The 19,533-nt window shown below is 37.2% G+C and carries 13 protein-coding genes; 5 read left to right on the top strand and 8 right to left on the bottom strand.

Features of this window, described 5'->3' with window-relative positions:
• Positions 1–13 precede the first annotated feature (13 nt).
• The 4 genes from DOK81_RS04140 to DOK81_RS04125 form a co-directional block, all read right to left on the bottom strand.
• Positions 14–1,000: a polyprenyl synthetase family protein gene (locus DOK81_RS04140; RefSeq protein WP_206908607.1), complete on the bottom strand. Its 987-nt coding sequence runs from the start codon at positions 998–1,000 to the stop codon at positions 14–16.
• A 21-nt stretch (positions 1,001–1,021) separates the two neighbouring features.
• Positions 1,022–1,588 carry a Gx transporter family protein gene (locus DOK81_RS04135; protein WP_071869254.1) on the bottom strand — a complete coding sequence of 189 codons (567 nt, stop codon included), beginning with the start codon at positions 1,586–1,588 and terminating at the stop codon, positions 1,022–1,024.
• 11 nt (positions 1,589–1,599) lie between these two features.
• Entirely contained in the window at positions 1,600–2,010 is a 411-nt protein-coding gene (locus tag DOK81_RS04130) for a NusG domain II-containing protein (RefSeq protein ID WP_206898144.1), read from the bottom strand.
• 99 nt (positions 2,011–2,109) lie between these two features.
• Positions 2,110–4,044 (bottom strand): NAD(P)/FAD-dependent oxidoreductase, encoded by a 1,935-nt coding sequence (locus DOK81_RS04125; RefSeq protein ID WP_206908605.1) that lies wholly within the window; start codon positions 4,042–4,044, stop codon positions 2,110–2,112.
• Between the two features lie 277 nt (positions 4,045–4,321).
• Here DOK81_RS04125 and pplA point away from each other — a divergent pair, with 277 nt between their 5' ends.
• From pplA to menA, 3 genes are all read left to right on the top strand, one after another.
• Positions 4,322–5,254 (top strand): extracellular electron transfer flavoprotein PplA, encoded by a 933-nt coding sequence (gene pplA, locus DOK81_RS04120; protein WP_206908602.1) that lies wholly within the window; start codon positions 4,322–4,324, stop codon positions 5,252–5,254.
• 126 nt (positions 5,255–5,380) lie between these two features.
• Positions 5,381–6,478, top strand: coding sequence for an FAD:protein FMN transferase (locus DOK81_RS04115; RefSeq protein WP_206908594.1), 1,098 nt, complete (start codon positions 5,381–5,383; stop codon positions 6,476–6,478).
• Between the two features lie 10 nt (positions 6,479–6,488).
• Positions 6,489–7,442, top strand: coding sequence for a 1,4-dihydroxy-2-naphthoate polyprenyltransferase (gene menA, locus DOK81_RS04110; protein WP_206908592.1), 954 nt, complete (start codon positions 6,489–6,491; stop codon positions 7,440–7,442).
• 54 nt (positions 7,443–7,496) lie between these two features.
• Here the strand turns inward: menA and DOK81_RS04105 are convergent, their stop codons facing one another.
• From DOK81_RS04105 to DOK81_RS04090, 4 genes are all read right to left on the bottom strand, one after another.
• Positions 7,497–8,465, bottom strand: a complete 969-nt coding sequence (locus DOK81_RS04105; RefSeq protein ID WP_206908590.1) for a biotin--[acetyl-CoA-carboxylase] ligase — start codon at positions 8,463–8,465, stop codon at positions 7,497–7,499.
• Between the two features lie 110 nt (positions 8,466–8,575).
• Entirely contained in the window at positions 8,576–9,379 is an 804-nt protein-coding gene (locus tag DOK81_RS04100; RefSeq protein ID WP_206908582.1) for an ATP-binding cassette domain-containing protein, read from the bottom strand.
• Complete coding sequence (locus DOK81_RS04095) at positions 9,376–10,281, bottom strand: ABC transporter permease (protein ID WP_206908573.1); 906 nt, start codon at positions 10,279–10,281, stop codon at positions 9,376–9,378. The genes DOK81_RS04100 and DOK81_RS04095 overlap by 4 nt, the downstream gene beginning before the upstream one ends.
• Before the next feature lie 22 nt (positions 10,282–10,303).
• A complete protein-coding gene (locus DOK81_RS04090) occupies positions 10,304–11,275 on the bottom strand; it encodes an ABC transporter substrate-binding protein (protein ID WP_206908571.1) in 972 nt (323 codons plus the stop codon).
• 719 nt (positions 11,276–11,994) lie between these two features.
• Here DOK81_RS04090 and rpoB point away from each other — a divergent pair.
• Both rpoB and rpoC read left to right on the top strand, forming a co-directional pair.
• Positions 11,995–15,612 carry a DNA-directed RNA polymerase subunit beta gene (rpoB, locus tag DOK81_RS04085; RefSeq protein WP_206908569.1) on the top strand — a complete coding sequence of 1,206 codons (3,618 nt, stop codon included), beginning with the start codon at positions 11,995–11,997 and terminating at the stop codon, positions 15,610–15,612.
• Positions 15,613–15,691: 79 nt separating this feature from the next.
• A complete protein-coding gene (gene rpoC, locus DOK81_RS04080) occupies positions 15,692–19,348 on the top strand; it encodes a DNA-directed RNA polymerase subunit beta' (RefSeq protein WP_067484475.1) in 3,657 nt (1,218 codons plus the stop codon).
• The last annotated feature ends 185 nt before the right edge of the window (positions 19,349–19,533 follow it).

Raw genomic sequence — 19,533 nt, 5'->3', positions numbered from 1 at the left:
TGCTTGAACGTTTTTAATTTGTTCTAGTCAAGATGGTTTGTGTTAAAGTTAATAAATTTTCTTTGGTTTGCTCGGTTGTTTGAGGTAATTTTTGAATGTCTTTCAAAGCAGCCTCTGTATATTTAGTAGCTAGTTGTTGCGCTTGTTTGACACCACCAAATTCATGAACTAGTTGTCGAACTTTATTGACATCTTCAAGGGTCATATTCGTTCTTTTTTCTAAATAAGGGAGTAAAGCAGCCTGTTCCTTTTGCAAAGAATAAATCAATGGTAGCGAGTAGACACCTTGACGCATGTCTTCCAAAACGGGTTTACCAATTTCCTCACTGTCCTGTGTGTAATCTAAGATATCATCAATGATTTGAAAGGCAATGCCGATATTTTTGCCAATTTCACCTGCTTTTTTAGCAAAATATTCAGATGTACCACTTTCATAGGCACCAATAAAACAACTTAATTGAAAGAGTTCAGCTGTTTTTCCCGAGATATTTTCTAAATACTCTTTTACAGATAAATTGTATTGATAACGATCATCCATTTGGCCAAGTTCACCATCAAGGACTTTTTCCATACTTCTTGAGTTAAGTTGTAAACTTTTAAGTGATGTTGAGTAGTCTGATAATAACTTGAAACAACAAACAAATAAATAATCGCCTGCATATACGGCAACGGTGTTCCCAAATTGATTACGTAAAGTGGGCTTTCCCCGGCGTAAATCTGATTCATCAACGATATCATCGTGAATGAGTGTCGCTGTGTGTAACATTTCAATTGACGCAGCAAGTGAGATTGCTTTGTCACGATCACGTTCTGATCCAAATTGTGAAAAAAGTAATTGATAAGCTGGTCGTAATAACTTTCCACCAGCATGAATTGTTTCGCGAATTGCTTGTTCGACAGGTTTATTTTTAAGATTGATGATTTTTTCCATTTTGGTTAATGTAGCTTCTAGTTCTAAAGCTAAAGTTGGGTAATTTTTCCACATTGGATGTAGATTCATAAAAAACTCCTCGTATAACGATTATTTTTTTAAAAACACTGGACTCCATTTTTGTTTGGTTTCCCGTTCATAATCCAGTTGGAATCGTTGAAGTGTTTGGACATGCTGTAATAAATAATTTGCGGCAATACCAATTGCGATTCCAGATAAAATGCCAAAAATTGAAAGGACAGGTAGGTACAGCATAACTGTCCAAGATTGAGCAATAAAGGACGCAGTGACTAATTGGCCTACATTATGCATAAAACCACCTGTAGCACTGATTCCAATAATGCTGACACGTTTTGGTCCTAATTGTTTTATCAAAAGCATGCCAAAGTAACTTAATAAAGCACCACTCATACTATAAAGAAAAGTTGAAATTGTTCCACCAAGTAAAGTTGTTAGAAATAATCGCAACCAAATCAAGAGGAAACTATCTCTTTTTTTCATTGTAAAAATAGCTACGATGGTAATCAAATTTGCTAATCCTAATTTTGCACCAGGAGCAAAAGCAAACGGGTAAGGAATCATATTTTCTAACAAGCCAATAATGACTCCTTGGGCTACGAGTAAGGAGATATAAATCAATTTTTGTAGTTTGCTCATAATTTTTTCAGCTAGTAAATCAAGCTGTCTTCCTCACTCCCGTCTGTTGATCGAACTTCGATCACTAATTTATGAGGTAAGCAAACAATTGTTTCGCCGTTTTTCGTTACCCATCCGCGACGAACGCAAATTTGATCCCCACAATCTGCTTCTTTCATTCGTATTTTATCACCGGCGATTTCAATAATATTGTAGTCACCATCTGCATCTGTATATGTGTAAGTGTAGCTTTTATTTCCACTGATTAAAGGAAATGTTTTGATTTCTGTTCCATCTACGCGTAAAACAGCTTCTTTTTCTGCAACGGACTGGCTTTGTTGACTACCAAAAATAATAATTGGCAAAAAAGAAAGGACAATCAAAAGCATAATGATGAAGATATCCCATGGTTTGAGTAAACTTTTCTTGATAAAATCTTTCATTCTGTAATTGACCTCCTTGTTCCAGAATAACTGCTCCAATTTTAGCATAGGAACAAAAGAAAGTCCTAGGCTTCCCTAGAACTTTCTTCTAAAATCATTTTATTTTTCGCCGTAGCGAGCTTTTGGTCTGCCATACCACCAACTACCTAGTGTACGTTGCAACCATGGGATGACCCAACGATCTAAACCAATTGCACGACCAGAACCATTCATAAGTGCGAATGCTACAAAGATAAACCAAATGTTTACCCAATAGAACATACCTGATAGACAGAAAGTAATGACAAGAACGATTGTTGTTGCACTACATAACCATGTAAACAATCCTGCAATCAATGCTAATGCTAAAGCAATTTCGAAGAAGACCATAAATTTTTGGAAGAACATTGCAACATCATTATTTGGCATAATAAATTGCATGATTTTTGTAAACCAATTTGGTGATTTTTCGATAACAGCCATTGGCTGTTCACCATAAGCGTAACTTAAACCAAAATGCGCAGCTTGCGTCGCTGTTTCTGCAGTTGCTTCACCAGCGCCACTTGCAGCTGTTGTTGCATCACCGGCTGCTGATGCACCACTTGCTACATCAGTAACAGTGTATTCCCATGTCCAAGGGAATACACTATTTCCTTGGAACCATGAACCTTCACCAAACCAAGTGCTAGGTTTTAGTACTTCACCGTCACCGACAATTTTCTTGCCAGCTTCGATAAACCATACCAAACCGTAGAAAACGCGAAGTGGAACACTCCATAAAACATTTCCGTAGCGTGAAGAATGTCCACGGGCAACATTACGATCATCTTTGATATGGAAGAATTCATGCATCAAGTATTGGAACATATAGTAACCAGAACGAATATCAAAGAAATATTTCAAGTTGACGATATGTTTCATGATAATAGCTAAAAATCCGCTTAAATGAATTTTATCAAATAAGTTTGCGACGCCCCATTTAGCACCGATCGAAACCATAAATCCTTGATAGTTTCCTTTGAATTTATGTTTCTCGCCACCTTTGATAGAAGCGACGATGTTAGCAGCAGCAGTATGACCTGTTTGTTCAGCTGCTTGAACAATTTGAGGAGTTGGTGTATTTGGAAATTCTTCATAGAATACCAAGTCACCAATAATATAAATGTTTTTATCTTCGTATCCTTTAGCTTGCATGTATTCGTTAGCAACAAGACGTTGGCCACGAGCTGTTTCAAGACCAAAGTCAGCAGCATCAGTTGTACCTTTGACACCAGCTGTCCAGATCAATGTATGTGTTGGAATTTGACGTCCGTCTTTTAATTTAATATGATTGGCATCAACTTCAACGATTGGAGAGTTTAGTAACAACTCAACTTGATGTTTTTGTAAGTAACGCTCTGCTTTAGCGGCGTCATTACGATCAAGCATATTTAAAATCGTTGGCATTGCTTCAACCACCATTAAAGTGATTTCGTTTGGATCTAATTTATAGTCTTTCGCTAAACGCGCTTTCCAATCGATTAATTCACCAATCATTTCAATTCCAGTGAATCCAGAACCACAGACAACAAATGTTAGCATTGCTTTTCGTAAAGCATCATCTGGTTCAATTGCAGCTTTAGCAACCGTTGTTTCAATGTGTTCACGAATTTTTACTGAGTCTTCAAATGACCAAAGCGTGAATCCATGTTCCTTCACTCCAGGAGTTCCGAAATCATTTGGCTCGCCACCCATACCTAAAATCAATTGATCAAATGGATAAGTACCTAGTTTTGTTTTAACAATTTTCTTTTCTTTGTCGATACCAATTACTGTATCGGTGACTAATTGCACATTTTTTTGGCGAGAGAATAAATGCTGTAAGTCATATTGAATGGCTTCTGGCTCAACACGCCCTCCGGCAACTTCATGTAGTTCTGTCATCATAGTGTGATAAGAATGGCGATCAATCAAAGTGATCGTTACGTCTTCTTTTTTAAGTTTTTTTGCCAGTAATTTTGTTGCTGACACACCGGCATACCCTGCACCTACAACGACAATATTTTGCTTTGTCATTGATAATCCGCTCCTTAGTAAACATTTCAGTTTGATAATTATTACACAATCCTTTTACATTATATATACGTTATGTAAATTTGTCTAACTCCTTTTTCATTTTTTAATCAAAAGATTATTAAGCGTTTTTTTCACGAAAATTACTGAAAGAAAACGATTTATACGTTCGTGTTATTTTTTTTTAGAAAACGGTTGACTTATTGGTATGATTCATTAGAATGTATAATGAATCACAAATTATTTATAAGAATTATAAAAAGGGATTGGTGGGTTAATAATGAAAAAGAATCGTTTTGTAACTGGATTTGCTGTTTTAGCTTTTTCAGCCTTGGTATTAGGAGCTTGTGGAGCAGATAACAACAGTAGTTCAGACAGTTCAACTTCAGAGTCTTCAGTTGCACAATCTTCACAAAGTTCAACAACAGAATCAACTGCAACGGTAATTGCAGGTGGAGAATTACAAGATGGCACATATAAATTGGAAGAAAAAAATTATTCAAATGGTTATCGTACAGTGTTCACAATGGTTGTTAAAGATGGAAAGATCACTGAATCAAACTATGATAATGTAAATGAAGATGGAAAATCAAAACAAGAAGATGCTGATTACAATAAAAATATGAAAGCAAAATCTGGCACAAATCCAGAAGCATTTATTCCTGAATTAAATGAAAAATTTGTTGAAGCACAAAACCCAGGTGATGTAGAAGTAGTAACAGGAGCAACTCACTCATCAGAAAGCTTCCAAAACTACGCTCAACAATTAGTTCAAGCTGCTCAAGCTGGAAACACAGAAACAATTGAAATTGATAATGGTGCTGACTTGAAAGACGGTACTTATAAATTAGAAGAAAAAAATGAAAAAAATGGTTACCGTACAACATTTGAATTAACTGTAGCTGACGGTAAAGTTACAAAATCAAACTTTGATTACATCAATGCAGATGGAAAATCAAAACAAGATGATGAAGAATACAACAAATCAATGAAAGAAAAAAGCGGAACTGCTCCAGAAACATACATCCCAGAACTAAACGAAGAATTAGTTAAAGTGATGAGTGAAGAAGACGGTTCACCAGCTGATGTAGAAGTAGTAACAGGCGCTACACATAGCTCACATTCATTTATTATGTATGGTCAACAATTGATCAATGCTGCTGAAAAAGGCGACACAAAGACAATTGAAGTTGACAACATCGTAACTAAATAATTAAACAAGAAATGATGACGGGCTGATCACTTAATTGAGATCAGCCTCTTTCTTTTTGATATCGACCTTTTCATTTAGAAAAAAAGAAGGTATGATAACTTAAGAATAAGTAAAAAGGGGAAAATTATGCGAAAAAAATTACTACTTTCCTTACTAGCCGTATGTACTTTAGTTGCACTAGTTGGTTGTGGTTCATCATCTGAAAAGACAGTAGAAAGTGATAAACCAGCCAAAGGAATTCTAAGTGAACCATATGCACAAGAAAAATTTTTGTTAGGAACTTATGTGCGAATACGAGTATATGATGAAGGAAAAGAGTCTGTATTAACACCAGCCTTTGATCGTGTGAAAGAATTGGGCGATAAAATTACAATTAATCAATCAGGCTCTGAGATTGATGAGGTCAATGCACAAGCAGGTATTAAACCTGTTAAAGTTTCTGATGATGTTTATTCACTTGTAAAAAAAGCGTATGAATATAGTGAAGATTCTCGCGGCGGTTTTGACATGGCAATTGGTTCAGTAACACAGCTGTGGCGCATTGGTTTTGATGATGCAAGAAAGCCATCGCAAGAAGAAATTGATCAAGCTTTAAAATTAGTTGACTATCATAAAATTGAACTAAACGATGAAGAGAAAACTGTTTACTTAAAAGAAAAAGGAATGATCATTGACTTAGGTGCAATTGCTAAAGGGTACATTACTGATGAAGTTATCAAAGTACTTAAAGATAATGGTGTAACAACAGCAATTGTTGATTTAGGTGGAAATGTGTATGTTTTGGGACACAGTCCTCGTGGAAAAAATCAAGATTGGAATGTAGGTATTCAGGATCCTAATCTTGCTCGCGGTTCTGTTTTAGGAACAATCAAAGAAAAAAATAAAACATTGGTAACTTCAGGCATATATGAACGGTATTTGGAAGTAGATGGCGTGAAATACCATCATTTATTTGATCCTAAAACAGGTTATCCTTTTGATAATGACATTGCCAGTGTGACAATCATCACAAACAAATCGATTGATGGGGATGGTCTTTCAACAGCTGTTTTCTCAATGGGTGTGAAAAAAGGGTTATCTTATGTTGAAGAACTAGACAATGGAACAAATGCTATTTTTGTTACCAAAGAAGGAAAAGTCTATGTGACTGATCCAATCAAAGATGAATTTAAGTTAGCAGAAGACTCAGATTACGCAATGGGTGATCGTTCAAAGCTAGAGTAGGAGTAAGCAGATGTCACTGAAAATTTTTTTAGAAGTCGTTGAGATTCGAACAAAAGTGGCAAGTGTATTTCCTTTTGCGATAGGGGTTTTATTCTCTATCGCTTTTTTTCATGAAGTACACTGGTTAAGTACACTTTTATTTTTTATAGGAATGTTAGTTTTTGATTTGGCAACAACGGCAATCAATAATTATATGGATTATCAAAAAGCGCATTCAGAAGTTTATAAATATCAAGAAAATGTAATCGGTCGAACAAAAACTTCACCGAAAATTATTCGAAATATGATTTTAGGAATGATTGCATTTGTTTTTATTATCGGCATCATTTTAACGATTCAAACGGGTTGGTTATTGTTAGTGATGGGTGCTATTTGTTGCTTTATTGGTGTGTTTTATACTTTTGGGCCAATTCCGTTATCACGTATGCCACTGGGAGAAATTTTTAGTGGATTTACGATGGGCCTAGGAATTTTTGCAATGGTCGTATATGTCAATACTCATAGTACAAATGTATATGATTTAATGATTGATTTTCAAACTGGTGATTTTGCTTTGGAAGGGAATTTTTGGGCAGTTGCAGCTATTGTTCTTGCTTCCTTACCATTAGTTTTTACAATTGCTAATATCATGCTAGCCAACAATTTAAGAGATCTTGATCGAGATATTGAAAATCATCGTTATACCTTAGTGTTTTATATTGGTCGTCCAGTGGGCACAGTCCTTTTTCAAAGCTTAATGTATGCTAGTTATATAGCTATATTATTAGGACTGTTAACAGGTGTGTTTGAATGGCCGATCTTGATTATACTAGCAACTTTTCCGAAAATTCATGGGAACTTGCAAGCATTCAAAAAGAGTTTGCCACAGCCAATCAGTTTTAGTTACTCTATCAAAAATATGATTTTATTTAACGGCAGTTATGTTCTAGGATTATTGTTAACCATTCTTTTTCAAAATATTTAATAAAAAATACGCATATCTTATGATAAAAATTTTGTCATAAGGTATGCGTATTTTTTAATTGATTGATGAAAGACTAATTTCCCCAGAAGATAATACTTTAAGTTCTTGAGGTGTTTGAACGACTAATTCACCTGTATCAGTAATTGATTTAGCAACACCATGGTAGGTGGTGCCTTTTTGGGTAAAAGAGACTTGTTTACCTAACACAAATGATTTTTTTCGATAGAAGGACAAGTATTCTTTATTTGCTGGTTCACGTAAATAAGTAAATAATTCTTTCCAAATTTCAATGATTAATTGATTACGAGTAATCAAAGCATGTCCATCAGGAAATATTGAAGTTGCTTTTTGCTGTATTTCTTGGGGAAATTCGTTTTGAGGCAATGAAAAATTAATGCCCATCCCAATAATCACGTGACTGATCCTGCCAGATTCCATATCACTAATTGCTTCTGATAAAATGCCACAAATCTTTTTACCATTGACATAAATATCATTGACCCATTTGATTTGAGTTGATACTCCTGTAAGTTTTTCAATTGCTTTGGCACAAGCGCTAGCTGCAACCAATGTGTATTGAGGTAACTCATCAAATTCTTGGTTAGGATGCAAAAGTAAACTCATGTAAATGCCACGTCCTGGTTCGGCAAAAAAAGGCCGACCGAAGCGTCCACGTGCGTTTTCCTGCATGTCTGCAACAAATAATGTTGGATCGTCGGTTCCCTTTGCGGCAGCTAGTTTTGCATCTTGCATTGTTGATTGAGAAGTAGTCATTGTCTTCACGTGTAAACGTGGTTGATCGTTCTGAAGTTCCTGTTTGATTTCCGTTGCATCTAGTACATCAGAAGGTAAATAGCGGTAGCCAATAGGACCGTGTTCGAATTGATAGCCAGCTTTTTCTAGTTCTTTGATTGCTTTCCAAACACTGGTACGAGAAAGTTGTAGTTCTTGGGCGATTTTTTCTCCAGAAAGAAATGTCGTTGAATTTTTTAATAAGCGAAGTACAGTATCTTTTGTAGCCATCTGGTTATCCAACTCCTTTTTTGCTATTGTATCAAATTCTGACTTTCTTCGTATACAATAGTAAAAAGTTAATTTCCGCTGATTGAATTTTTGTAGATTACAAAGAATGTTTAAGCTAAAAGAACGGTGTCTTCTTTGAGTGTGGTACCACTATTTTTTTTGAAAAGATCAAGTAATTTAGCAACAGTTAATTGTTGTTTTTCTTCATTTGTAATATCCACAACGATTTGCCCTTGATGCAACATGATTAAACGATTGCCGTAACGAATAGCATCTTCCATATCATGCGTAACCATAAAAGCTGTTAGTTTTTGTTCCTGAATTAATTTCTGAGTCAATTTCATTACAGTGGCAGAAGTTGCCGGATCAAGTGCAGCGGTATGTTCATCTAATAAAATCAATTCGGGGCGTTGTAGCGTTGCCATTAACAATGTGATTGCTTGGCGTTGCCCGCCAGATAATAAGCCGATTTCTGTGGTCAAACGATTTTCTAATCCTAAATTCAAACTTGCTAGTTGCTCTTTAAAAAATTGACGATCCCGAGGTTTTACGCCACGAAAGAAGCCACGTTTCTTTCCTCGTTTCATTGCAAGCGCTAAATTTTCTTCAACAGTTAAACGAACAGCTGTCCCTAGTTTGGGATCTTGGAATACACGGCTGATATTTTTAGAACGTTCTACTACCGATTTTTTGGTAATGTCTTGTTCACGCAAAATAATTTTTCCTTGATCAGCGGTAAAAGTTCCCGCGATACTATTAAGTAAGGTAGATTTTCCAGCACCATTCCCGCCAATAATTGTTACAAAATCAGCTGGTTGAAGTGAGAGATTAATTCCCTTTAGTACGTGATTTTCGTTTGTTGTTCCTTTTTCAAAAGTATGGTGTAAATCTTTAATTGTCAGTACGGCACTCATTTGTTGTTCCCTCCTCGATTGAATTTAGGAATACGCAATTTTTCTTGAATTTGTGGGAAAGATAAACAGATAACTAAAACTAAAGCAGAAGCCAATTTGGAGTCACTAGGTTCGACATTTAATTCGAAAACGAGTGCTAAAATAAAACGATAAATCACTGCACCAAGAATGACTGTCAAGAAACGTGAAAGTAGTGGCTGGTTACGGAACAAGACTTCTGCAATGATGATCGAAGCTAAGCCAATAACGATTGTGCCAATTCCAGAGTTTAAGTCAGCAAAACCATTGTTTTGTGCAAGTAAGGAGCCAGCTAAAGCAATGCAACCGTTCGAGATCATATAGCCAATAATTTTCATGTTATCCGTGTTGATGCCATTTGCTTCGCTCATCGCTAAGTTGTCTCCTGTTGCTCGAATTGCAAGTCCTGTTTCTGTTCTTAAGAAAAACACTAGTAGAAAAACAATCAGTAAAGCGATACACAAACCTACAATTAAAACGGCGGTTGTTTTTGAGACGCCCAATGACTCAACCCATTCAAAAATAGTGGGCTGTCCAAGCAGTGAGATATTAGGTGCGCCCATCACTCGTGAAGTCACAGAATACAAGCCTGTCATGGTGATGATTCCTGCAAGTAATGCAGGAATTTTGAGTTTTGTATGAAGCAATCCGGAAACCAATCCAGCCAACGCACCGCCTAAAAATCCTAGTAGGCAAGCAAGTAAAGGATGGATGCCTGTTGTAATACTCATTGCCGCTATCCCAGCACCTAAAGGAAAACTTCCTTCAGCAGTTAGATCAGCAATATCTAAAATACGAAACGTAATATAAACACCAATTGCTAATAATGCCCAAAGAACACCTTGTGAGGCAGAAGATAAGAAAATTGAAAATAGATTTAACATATTTTGTTCCTCCTATTGTTTGCTACTCAGCTGCTTTAATACTGGCAGGATCAATTCCTAAATCATCAGCCATTTTTTCATTTACAATTAGTTCTAAATCGTTTGCAGATTCAACAGGAAGTGAGTCAGGTGTTGCTTTTCCATCAAGGATTTTTGCAGCCATGATTCCAGTTTGTTTTCCAAGTTTTTCATAATCAATGCCGACAGTTGCAAGTCCACCTTCTTTTACTTGTGCAGCTGAACCAGCAACGACAGGAGTCTTTGTTTCTTTTGCTACTTCACCAACGACACTTGCGGCACTAGCGAATGTATTGTCTGTTGGAATATAAATGCCATCAACGTCTTTGGCTAAACTTTTCGTTACTTGTTGAACATCGTTGGTTGAGTTAGCAGTTAAAACTTTTACTTTAATTCCAGCTTTTTCTAATTCTTTTTGAGCAAGATCACCTTGAAGTTTAGAGTTTGCTTCGCCGTTGTTGTACATGATTCCGATTTTTTTTGCATTCGGAACAATGCTTAGTAATAAATCAATTTGTTTTTTGATTGGAACCATATCAGAAGTGCCAGTTACATTTCCTCCGGGTTCTTTGTTGGACGCAACTAGTTTGGCTTCTTTCAAATCAGTCACTGCAGTAACAGTAATCGGAATAGTTGTCGTTTCATTTAGTAATGATTGAGCAGCAGGTGTTGCGATTCCCAACAATAAATCAGGTTTTTCTTTGACTAATTTTTCGCTCATACTTTTTAAGTTATCTTGATTGTTCTGAGCGTTTTGATAATCAATTGTTAAATTTTTTCCTTCAACGTAACCACCTTCTGACAAACCTTCTTTGAAACCTTTATAAGAATCGTCAAGAGAATTATGTTGTACAAGTTGAAGTACGCCCACCGTTTTCATTTCTTCATCGCCATTTTTTGCTTCGCTTTTTTGAGCACAACCACCTAGTGCAAGTAATACTGTTAGTCCAAGTCCAATTAATACATTCTTTTTCATTTGATTTCCCCCTTAGTTTTAAGAAACAAAAAAATCCATTCAGACATGACGTCTAAATGGATTCGAAAAAGCGAGAAAATAAATAGAAAAGTATGGTACCAGAAATACTTTGTATTTTCTTTGCTTAGCCACTTAGCGTAATGTCTACGTGGCTTTTTGCGTAATACAAAGTTCTTTAGCCATCATAGATACAAACAAGTTGTTTAACGTTTGTATCCATCATGATGAATACAAACCTATCTAAAGTAGCTAAAGAAAAAGTTATTCAGTTGTGTTGGTTTTATTCGATTAGTTATCATAGTAATTCCTCCACAAAATGAATTTCCTCAATCTTAGCAAAGGGGTTTTGGTCTGTCAATACAAAAGTGATCAATGAAAAAAATTGATAGTAGATGAAAGAATTAAGAAAAGGTTGCGAAAGCAAGTGAGCAAAGCGATGAGAGGTTGACTTTTGTACGAAATACGTGTATTATATGAAGTTGCAAAAACTATCTGATGAATGAAAGGCAGAAACGAAATATTGTCCGTTTCGGCTTTATAAGAGAAACAAAAGTAGGAGCTCACGAAAGTAAGTTTTCAAGAGATTGTTCTATTTTTGGTTTTTTTTTGCCTAAAAGCCGCAAAAAATGTCTGTTGTTACCTAAAAAAAATATATGAAATATTTTTGTAACAATTAGTCGGGTAGTCTTTTTGAATGACATTTTAGAGGGGTGAAGAGCTTGGCTGGACACGTAGTAAAATACGGAAAACATCGCGAACGTAGAAGTTTCGCACGCATCAGTGAAGTGTTGGAATTACCAAATTTGATTGAAATTCAAACAGACTCTTACCAATGGTTCTTAGATGAAGGACTTAGAGAAATGTTTGAAGACATTTTGCCAATCGATGATTTTAATGGCAACTTATCTTTGGAATTTGTGGATTATGAACTTAAGGAACCTAAGTATACAGTAGCAGAAGCTCGCGCACATGATGCTAACTATTCTGCACCATTACATGTTACTTTGCGTTTAACAAATCGTGAAACAGGTGAAATCAAAGCACAAGAAGTATTCTTTGGTGATTTCCCACTAATGACTGAACAAGGTACATTTATTATCAATGGTGCTGAACGTGTAATTGTTTCTCAATTAGTTCGTTCACCCGGTGTTTACTTCCATGGGAAAGTAGACAAAAACGGAAAAGAAGGCTTTGGATCAACAGTTATTCCTAACCGTGGTGCTTGGTTGGAAATGGAAACTGACGCAAAAGATATTTCTTACGTACGTATTGACCGTACACGTAAAATTCCTTTGACTGTTTTAGTTCGTGCATTAGGATTTGGTTCTGATGATACGATTTTTGAAATATTTGGTGATAGCGAAACATTGCGTAATACTATTGAAAAAGATTTGCACAAAAATGCAAGTGATTCACGTACAGAAGAAGGTTTGAAAGATGTTTACGAACGTTTACGTCCAGGAGAACCAAAAACAGCAGATAGTTCTCGTAACTTATTAAATGCTCGTTTCTTCGATCCAAAACGCTACGACTTAGCAAATGTTGGTCGTTACAAAGTAAATAAAAAATTAGATTTAAAAACACGTCTATTAAACTTAACATTAGCTGAAACGTTAGTTGATCCAGAAACTGGTGAGATCATCGTTGAAAAAGGAACTGTGTTGACACACCAAGTGATGGAAACATTAGCTCCATTTATTGACAATGGTTTGAACTCAGTTACTTATTACCCATCAGAAGATGGTGTAGTCACTGATCCAATGACTGTCCAAGTGATTAAAGTATTTTCACCAAAAGATCCAGAACGTGAAGTTAACGTAATCGGTAATGGCTACCCAGAAGCAGCTGTTAAGACTATTCGTCCCGCAGATATTGTTGCTTCAATGAGCTACTTCTTGAACTTAATGGAAGATATTGGAAATGTTGATGATATCGATCACTTAGGTAATCGTCGTATCCGTTCAGTTGGTGAATTATTGCAAAATCAATTCCGTATTGGTTTAGCTCGTATGGAACGTGTGGTACGTGAAAGAATGTCTATCCAAGACACAGAAACATTAACACCACAACAATTGATTAATATTCGTCCAGTTGTAGCAAGTATCAAAGAATTCTTTGGTTCTTCACAGTTGTCACAGTTCATGGATCAAACAAATCCATTGGGTGAGTTAACACATAAACGTCGTCTATCAGCCTTAGGGCCTGGTGGTTTGACTCGTGACCGTGCTGGTTATGAAGTTCGTGACGTTCACTATTCTCACTATGGTCGTATGTGTCCGATTGAAACTCCTGAAGGTCCGAATATCGGATTGATTAACAGTTTGTCAAGTTATGCAAAAGTTAATAAGTTTGGTTTTATTGAAACACCATATCGCCGAGTTGATCGTGCGACAGGACGCGTTACTGATCAAATTGATTACTTAACTGCAGACATCGAAGACCACTATATCGTTGCCCAAGCAAATAGTATTCTAAATGAAGATGGCACATTTGCTGAAGACGTTGTAATGGCTCGTGCACAAAGTGAAAACTTAGAAGTTTCTATTGATAAAGTTGACTATATGGACGTTTCTCCTAAGCAAGTAGTAGCTGTTGCGACAGCATGTATTCCTTTCTTGGAAAACGATGACTCCAACCGTGCCTTGATGGGTGCCAACATGCAGCGTCAAGCTGTTCCGTTGATCAATCCACAATCACCATGGGTTGGTACTGGTATGGAATATAAATCTGCGCATGACTCAGGTGCTGCATTATTGTGTAAACATGATGGTGTCGTTGAGTATGTAGATGCTTCAGAAATCCGTGTTCGTCGTGACAATGGTGCATTAGATAAATATGTTGTAACAAAATTCCGTCGTTCAAACTCTGGAACAAGTTATAACCAACGCCCAATCGCTCTTTTAGGCGAACGCGTTGAAAAAGGTGATACTTTAGCAGATGGACCTTCTATGGAACAAGGTGAAATGGCACTAGGACAAAACGTTTTAGTTGGTTTCATGACTTGGGAAGGTTACAACTATGAAGATGCGATTATCATGAGTCGTCGTCTTGTAAAAGATGATGTTTATACTTCAATCCATATTGAAGAGTATGAGTCAGAAGCTCGTGATACAAAATTAGGACCTGAAGAAATTACTCGCGAAATCCCTAACGTTGGGGAAGATGCTTTGAAAGACTTAGATGAAATGGGTATTATCCGCATTGGTGCGGAAGTTCAAGATGGCGATTTACTTGTTGGTAAAGTTACTCCAAAAGGTGTAACTGAATTATCAGCAGAAGAACGTTTGCTACATGCAATCTTTGGCGAAAAAGCTCGTGAAGTTCGCGATACTTCATTACGTGTACCACATGGTGGTGGCGGAATCGTTCATGATGTAAAAATCTTTACTCGTGAAGCTGGCGATGAATTGTCACCAGGTGTTAACATGCTCGTTCGTGTTTATATCGTTCAAAAACGTAAAATTCATGAAGGAGATAAGATGGCCGGTCGTCATGGTAATAAAGGGGTTGTATCCCGTATTATGCCAGAAGAAGATATGCCATTCTTACCTGATGGAACACCAATCGATATCATGTTGAATCCATTAGGGGTACCATCTCGGATGAACATCGGACAAGTATTAGAATTACACTTAGGTATGGCTGCACGTCAATTAGGAATCCACGTAGCAACTCCTGTATTTGATGGCGCGACTGATGAAGATGTTTGGGCAACAGTTCGTGAAGCTGGTATGGCTAGCGATGCTAAAACAGTTCTTTATGATGGTCGTACTGGGGAACCTTTCGATGGACGTGTATCTGTTGGGGTTATGTATATGATTAAACTTGCCCACATGGTTGATGATAAATTACATGCTCGTTCAATTGGACCTTACTCATTGGTTACGCAACAACCATTGGGTGGTAAAGCTCAATTTGGTGGACAACGTTTTGGGGAAATGGAAGTTTGGGCACTGGAAGCTTATGGTGCTGCTTATACCCTACAAGAAATCTTGACATACAAATCAGATGACGTTGTTGGTCGTGTGAAAACATACGAAGCAATCGTTAAGGGCGAACCAATTCCAAAACCTGGTGTACCAGAATCATTCCGTGTATTAGTTAAAGAATTACAATCATTAGGTTTAGACATGCGCGTCTTAGATATCCAAGATGAAGAGATTGAATTACGCGACATGGATGACGAAGATGATGATTTGATTACAGTAGATGCTTTAACAAAATTTGCTGAACAACAATCTGCAAAAGAATTAGAAAAACAAGCTGCAGAACAAGTTGAACAAGTGCATGAAGATGCAATCCAAAACTTTGAAACTGCAGAAGATAAATTAGACTAATCCGGTCTATGGGCTGCGAGGCGGTCGATGATCAGCCGCCTTGTGGTTTTGCCATTAAACGAAATGGAGGGAACCCCTTTTGATCGATGTAAATAAATTCGAAAGTATGCAAATAGGTTTGGCTTCTCCCGAAAAAATCAGAAGCTGGTCTTACGGCGAAGTTAAAAAGCCTGAGACGATTAACTATCGTACCTTAAAACCTGAACGCGAAGGGTTGTTCTGTGAGCGGATTTTTGGTCCTACAAAAGACTGGGAATGTGCCTGCGGAAAATACAAACGTATCCGTTATAAAGGAATTGTTTGTGACCGTTGTGGAGTAGAAGTTACTCGCTCGAAAGTTCGTCGTGAACGTATGGGACACATTGAATTAGCTGCTCCTGTTTCACATATCTGGTATTTTAAAGGTATTCCTTCACGTATGGGTCTTGTTTTAGATATGAGCCCACGTGCATTGGAAGAAATCATTTATTTTGCCTCTTATGTAGTTATCGAACCAGGTAATACTAATTTAGAGAAGAAACAATTATTGACTGAACGTGAATATCGTGAGAAACGTGAACAGTATGGTCAAGAATTCCAAGCTGCAATGGGTGCGGAAGCAATCAAACAATTATTAGATAATGTTGATTTGGATGCAGAAGTTGCTGAATTAAAAGAAGAATTGAAATCAGCACAAGGACAAAAACGTACACGTGCTATTCGTCGCTTAGACATTTTAGAAGCATTCCGTGCTTCTGGAAATGAACCAAGCTGGATGGTTATGGATGTTATTCCTGTAATCCCTCCTGATTTACGTCCAATGGTTCAATTAGAAGGTGGACGTTTTGCAACAAGTGATTTAAACGATTTGTATCGTCGAGTAATCAACCGCAACAATCGTTTGAAACGTTTGTTAGATTTGAATGCACCAGGAATCATTGTTCAAAATGAAAAACGTATGTTACAAGAAGCCGTTGATGCATTGATTGACAATGGTCGTCGTGGCCGTCCAGTTACTGGACCAGGTAACCGTCCATTGAAATCTCTTTCTCATATGCTAAAAGGGAAACAAGGTCGTTTCCGTCAAAACTTACTAGGTAAACGTGTTGACTATTCTGGTCGTTCAGTTATCGTTGTTGGTCCTTTCTTGAAGATGTATCAATGTGGTCTTCCAAAAGAAATGGCTATCGAATTGTTCAAACCATTTGTAATGCGTGAATTAGTTCAACGTGAACTTGCATCAAACATCAAAAATGCAAAACGTAAAATCGAACGTCAAGAAGATGAAGTTTGGGATGTTTTAGAAGACGTAATCAAAGAACACCCAGTATTACTTAACCGAGCACCTACACTTCACAGACTTGGTATTCAAGCATTTGAACCAGTATTGGTACAAGGCCGTGCAATTCGTTTGCATCCACTTGTTTGTGAAGCCTACAATGCCGATTTCGATGGAGACCAAATGGCTGTCCATGTTCCATTGAATGAAGAAGCACAAGCTGAAGCACGTATGTTGATGCTAGCTGCACAAAATATTTTGAATCCAAAAGATGGTAAACCAGTTGTAACACCTTCTCAAGATATGGTTTTAGGTAACTACTATCTAACTATGGAAGAAGAAGGTCGTGAAGGCGAAGGAATGGTCTTCAGAGATCAAAATGAAGCTGTAATCGCATGGCGTAATGGCTATGTTCATTTACACTCTCGTATTGGTGTAAATCCTAACACATTAGGTGACAAACCATTTACTGATTGGCAAAAAGAACGCACAATGATTACTACTGTTGGTAAGATTATCTTCAATGAAATCATGCCACAAGAGTTTCCTTACTTGAATGAACCAACTGACTTTAACTTAACAGTTCAAACGCCAGATAAATACTTTGTTGAAGCGGGTACAGATATTCCTGCACACATCAAAGAACAAGAGTTGATCTTGCCATTCAAGAAGAAAAACTTAGGAAACATCATCGCTGAAGTCTTTAAACGTTTCAAAGTGACTGAAACATCTAAAATGCTTGACCGTATGAAAGACTTAGGATACAAACATTCAACTCATGCAGGTATCACTGTAGGGATTGCGGATATTAGTGTTCTTGAAGAAAAACAAGGAATTATCCAAAATGCACACAAACAAGTTGAAACAATTACAAAACAATTCCGTCGTGGTCTGATCACAGATGACGAACGTTATGAACGCGTAATCGCTGTTTGGAATGCTGCCAAAGATGAAATCCAACAAAAACTGATGGAAGGTTTGGAAGCAAAAAATCCAATCTTCATGATGTCTGATTCTGGGGCTCGTGGTAACATCTCCAACTTTACTCAGCTTGCCGGTATGCGTGGATTGATGGCTGCTCCGAATGGTCGAATCATGGAATTGCCAATCATTTCTAACTTCCGCGAAGGACTATCTGTCTTAGAAATGTTTATCTCAACTCACGGGGCTCGTAAAGGGATGACCGATACTGCCTTGAAGACAGCCGATTCAGGTTACTTGACTCGTCGTTTAGTTGACGTAGCACAAGATGTTATTATTCGTGAAGAAGATTGTGGTACTGACCGTGGTCTTGAAATTCGTGCAATCCGTGAAGGAAACGAAATCATTGAGTCATTAGAAGATCGTCTAATTGGACGTTACACTCGTAAAGAAATCCGTAACCCGGAAACAGACGAACTAATTATTGAAGGAAATGAATTGATTTCTGAAGATATTGCAAAACAAATCGTTGATGCTGGTGTTGAAACGGTAACGATTCGCTCAGTATTCACATGTAATACAAAACATGGTGTATGTAAACATTGTTATGGACGTAACCTTGCAACTGGTTCTGACGTTGAAGTAGGTGAAGCAGTTGGTACAATCGCTGCTCAATCAATTGGTGAACCAGGTACACAGTTAACAATGCGTACGTTCCATACGGGTGGGGTTGCCGGAGATGATATTACTCAGGGTCTTCCTCGTGTCCAAGAAATTTTTGAAGCACGTAATCCAAAAGGACAAGCTGTGATCACAGAAGTAACTGGGGATGTTATTGACATCTCAGAAGATCCTGCGACACGTACAAAAGAAGTAACAATTAAAGGTAAAACAGATACTCGTACGTACACTGTACCTTATACAGCACGTATGAAAGTAGCTGAAGGCGATATGATTCATCGTGGTGCACCATTAACAGAAGGTTCAATCGATCCTAAACAATTGTTGCAAGTTCGTGATGTTTTATCTGTTGAAAATTATCTATTGCGTGAAGTACAACGCGTATACCGCATGCAAGGGGTAGAAATCGGAGATAAACATATTGAAGTAATGGTACGTCAAATGTTGCGTAAAGTTCGCGTAATGGACCCAGGTGACACAGAAATCTTACCAGGTACTTTAATGGATATTGCAGACTTTAAAGATCAAAACTACAATACTTTAGTTGCTGGTGGTGTTCCTGCGACATCTCGTCCAGTCTTGCTAGGAATTACAAAAGCTTCATTGGAAACAAACAGTTTCTTATCTGCTGCATCATTCCAAGAAACAACTCGTGTCTTGACGGATGCCGCAATTCGCGGTAAGAAAGATCCACTTCTTGGTTTGAAAGAAAATGTTATCATCGGTAAAATCATCCCAGCTGGTACTGGTATGCAACGTTACCGTGACATGGAACCAAAAGAAGTTGGTGTGGCTAGCGAAAATGTGTACAGTATTTCTGATATTGAAGCACAAATGGCTGCTGAAGATGCAATGAACAACAATCAAACAAAATAAATCAATTCGTTTGAGAATTTTGGATTGAAATAAGAGGTCGAACGTCATGACGTTCGACCTCTTTTGTGTTTTGTGGATAAATTTGGGTGAAGTTTAAGGAGAAAATATCCACAAGAATGATAAATAAAAAGAAAAATAAAATGTCCACATGTGGACAACTTACTGGTTCGTGGCTTTTAGAGAAG

The sequence above is a fragment of the Enterococcus sp. DIV0660C genome (assembly GCF_017316125.1).
Classification (GTDB): Bacteria; Bacillota; Bacilli; order Lactobacillales; family Enterococcaceae; genus Enterococcus_B.
Note: the sequence above shows the minus strand (reverse complement) of the source record. Positions and strands in the feature narration are given on the sequence as shown.

What these genes read in the sequence shown, in the direction of transcription:
- DOK81_RS04140 (WP_206908607.1), bottom strand. Translation starts at nt 1,000, where the DNA reads ATGAATCTACATCCAATGTGGAAAAATTACCCAACTTTAGCTTTAGAA.
- DOK81_RS04135 (WP_071869254.1), bottom strand. Translation starts at nt 1,588, where the DNA reads ATGAGCAAACTACAAAAATTGATTTATATCTCCTTACTCGTAGCCCAA.
- DOK81_RS04130 (WP_206898144.1), bottom strand. Translation starts at nt 2,010, where the DNA reads ATGAAAGATTTTATCAAGAAAAGTTTACTCAAACCATGGGATATCTTC.
- DOK81_RS04125 (WP_206908605.1), bottom strand. Translation starts at nt 4,044, where the DNA reads ATGACAAAGCAAAATATTGTCGTTGTAGGTGCAGGGTATGCCGGTGTG.
- pplA (WP_206908602.1), top strand. Translation starts at nt 4,322, where the DNA reads ATGAAAAAGAATCGTTTTGTAACTGGATTTGCTGTTTTAGCTTTTTCA.
- DOK81_RS04115 (WP_206908594.1), top strand. Translation starts at nt 5,381, where the DNA reads ATGCGAAAAAAATTACTACTTTCCTTACTAGCCGTATGTACTTTAGTT.
- menA (WP_206908592.1), top strand. Translation starts at nt 6,489, where the DNA reads ATGTCACTGAAAATTTTTTTAGAAGTCGTTGAGATTCGAACAAAAGTG.
- DOK81_RS04105 (WP_206908590.1), bottom strand. Translation starts at nt 8,465, where the DNA reads ATGGCTACAAAAGATACTGTACTTCGCTTATTAAAAAATTCAACGACA.
- DOK81_RS04100 (WP_206908582.1), bottom strand. Translation starts at nt 9,379, where the DNA reads ATGAGTGCCGTACTGACAATTAAAGATTTACACCATACTTTTGAAAAA.
- DOK81_RS04095 (WP_206908573.1), bottom strand. Translation starts at nt 10,281, where the DNA reads ATGTTAAATCTATTTTCAATTTTCTTATCTTCTGCCTCACAAGGTGTT.
- DOK81_RS04090 (WP_206908571.1), bottom strand. Translation starts at nt 11,275, where the DNA reads ATGAAAAAGAATGTATTAATTGGACTTGGACTAACAGTATTACTTGCA.